The sequence below is a fragment of the Mumia sp. genome, assembly GCF_028803055.1.
In the GTDB taxonomy this organism is placed as follows: Bacteria; Actinomycetota; Actinomycetes; order Propionibacteriales; family Nocardioidaceae; genus Mumia.
The window spans coordinates 1-2,185 of the sequence record NZ_JARBCJ010000313.1; the positions used below are offsets into that span (position 1 = coordinate 1).

The 2,185-nt window shown below is 70.1% G+C and carries 3 protein-coding genes; 1 reads left to right on the forward strand and 2 read right to left on the reverse strand.

Going from position 1 to position 2,185, the window contains the following annotated elements:
• Positions 1-160: 160 nt before the first annotated feature.
• Entirely contained in the window at positions 161-538 is a 378-nt protein-coding gene (locus tag PV363_RS17470) for a YciI family protein (RefSeq protein ID WP_301023044.1), read from the reverse strand.
• 87 nt (positions 539-625) lie between these two features.
• Entirely contained in the window at positions 626-1,453 is an 828-nt protein-coding gene (locus PV363_RS17475) for an aldo/keto reductase (protein WP_220343590.1), read from the reverse strand.
• Positions 1,454-1,617: 164 nt separating this feature from the next.
• On the opposite strand from PV363_RS17475, the gene PV363_RS17480 reads away from it, so the two are divergent.
• Positions 1,618-2,185, forward strand: a 568-nt coding sequence (locus PV363_RS17480) for an RNA polymerase sigma factor (RefSeq protein ID WP_220366161.1), incomplete at its 3' end; no start/stop codon positions are given.

Genomic DNA, 2,185 nt, shown 5'->3' on the forward strand with positions numbered 1-2,185 from the left:
TTGTCCGGCACGCCACGTTCGGGCCAGGTCACGAGCGCCCTCTCGAACGCGTCGGCCAGAGCGTCCTCCGCGGTGGCGATGTCACCGTCGGCGGCCGCGAGGAGCGCGAGCAGGCGGCCGTACGAGGCACGGGCCGCCCGCTCCGCCTCCCCGTACGCCCTCAGGGCTGGTACCACTGCCGCTCACGACTCCACGTGAGCGCCGTCGGCCGGACCTCGACGGTCCCGTAGGTCGCCCCGGGGCACTTCTGCGCCCAGGCGAGCGCAGCGTCGAGGTCGGGCACGTCGATGACGACGATCCCGCCGACGTACTCCTTCGTGTCGGCGAACGGCCCGTCCTGGATCTTCGGCTCACCGTCGACCGCGGTCACGGTCGTCGCCACCTCCGGCATGCCGAGGATCTGGGTCGTGACGAAGGCGCCGGCCTCGTCGAGCTCCTTCACGTACGTCTCGAACGCGGCCTTGACAGGCGCCATGTCGTCCTCGCTGATGCCCGCGTCACGCGGGTCGGCGTTGTGGATGAAGAGCGTGTACAACATCGGAGGTCCTTCCGTCGGTGTCGATCCTGACACCGTGATGACGGACGAGCCACCGGTCGATCGACACCTGGTGCAGGTTGCCGGAGCTCAGAGCTCCTCGTGCGTGTCCGGATCCCCGCCGCTGCGCGTCTGCGGACGGTCGCCGATCGCCACCATCTCCTCCTCGCTCAGTGAGAACCCGAAGACGTCGAGGTTGTCCCGCTGCCGTCGCGGGTCGCTCGACTTCGGGATCGGCACCACGCCACGCTGGACGTGCCAGCGCAGCGTGACCTGGGCCGGGGTGACCCCGTGCCGCTCCGCGATCTCGACGATCGTCGCCTCGGTGAGAAGGTCGGTCTTGCGGGCGAGCGGCTGCCACGCCTCGGTGACGATCCCGTGGTCGGCGTCGTACGCCCGCAGCTCGTCCTGCACGAAGTAGGGGTGGAGCTCGATCTGGTTCACGACGGGAGCGACGCCGGTCTCGGCGACGAGGCGGTCGATCTGGTCGGGCGTGAAGTTGGAGACGCCGAGGCTGTTGACGAGCCCGTCGTCGCGCAGCCGGATCATCGCCCGCCACGAGTCGACGTACCGGTCGAGCCGCGGGAGAGGCCAGTGGATGAGATAGAGATCGACGTAGTCGAGCCCGAGCCGTTCGCGCGACTCGCCGAACGCGCGCAGCGTGGGCTCGTAGCCCTGATCCTCTCCACGCAGCTTGGTGGTGACGACCACCTCGTCACGAGGCACCTCGCTCATCGCGACGCCCTGCCCCACTCCCGCCTCGTTGCCGTACGAGGCGGCGGTGTCGACCAGTCGGTAGCCGATGTCGAGGGCGCTGCGGACGGCGTCGGCGGCTTCGGCGTCGTCCATCGGATAGGTTCCGAGGCCGATCGTCGGCAGCTCGAGCCCGTCGGCCATGGTCGTCGTGGGTGCCTTCATGACCCGAGCCTGGCACCGCCGCGGCACGGACGCAGAGCGGAAGCGATGCTGCCCGCCCGCGGCCCTCGCCGCCAACCAGAACACCCTGGTCGTCGACGGCCGAACCATGAGACGGTCGGGCTCCTCGCGACATGGACCAGGTGAGGCCCTGCGAACGGAGCAGCATGACGACCGACCTGCCGACGGAGCACGCCGCCGATGACCGGATGCTGCTCGCTCGGACGCGACGCGGTGACCGCGACGCGTTCGGTGACCTGTACGCACGCCACGTCAGGCCGGTGTACTGGCAGGCGTACCGGCTGATCGGCACCGCGCAGGACGCCGAGGAGATCACGCAGGACGTGTTCATCACGGCGTGGCGCCGGCGGTCCGACATCAACCTCGTCGACACGTCGGTGCTCCCCTGGTTGCTCGCCACTGCGAAGAACGTGGCGCTCAACCTCCGCCGGAAGCGTGGCCGCCAGTGGGAGCAGCTCGACGACGCCCTGCCCAGCACCGACCGTGAGCCCTCGGACGAGGCGGTGTCCGCGGTGCTCATGGCCCGCGTGCGCGAGAGCGTCGCCGGCCTGTCGCCGTTGGACCAACAGCTCTTCGAGAGGTGCGTCGTCGGTGACCTCACCTACGCGCAGGCCGCCGACGCGCTTGGCGTGAGCCATGCAGCCGTACGCAACCGCGTGGCGCGGATCCGGAGTCGTGTCCGCGCCGCCACCGAGGACCTGAGGGGGCCCGCAT

Bases quoted from the DNA above. Each gene is read 5' to 3' on its own strand.
- PV363_RS17470 (WP_301023044.1), bottom strand. From the start codon at position 538: ATGTTGTACACGCTCTTCATCCACAACGCCGACCCGCGTGACGCGGGC.
- PV363_RS17475 (WP_220343590.1), bottom strand. From the start codon at position 1,453: ATGAAGGCACCCACGACGACCATGGCCGACGGGCTCGAGCTGCCGACG.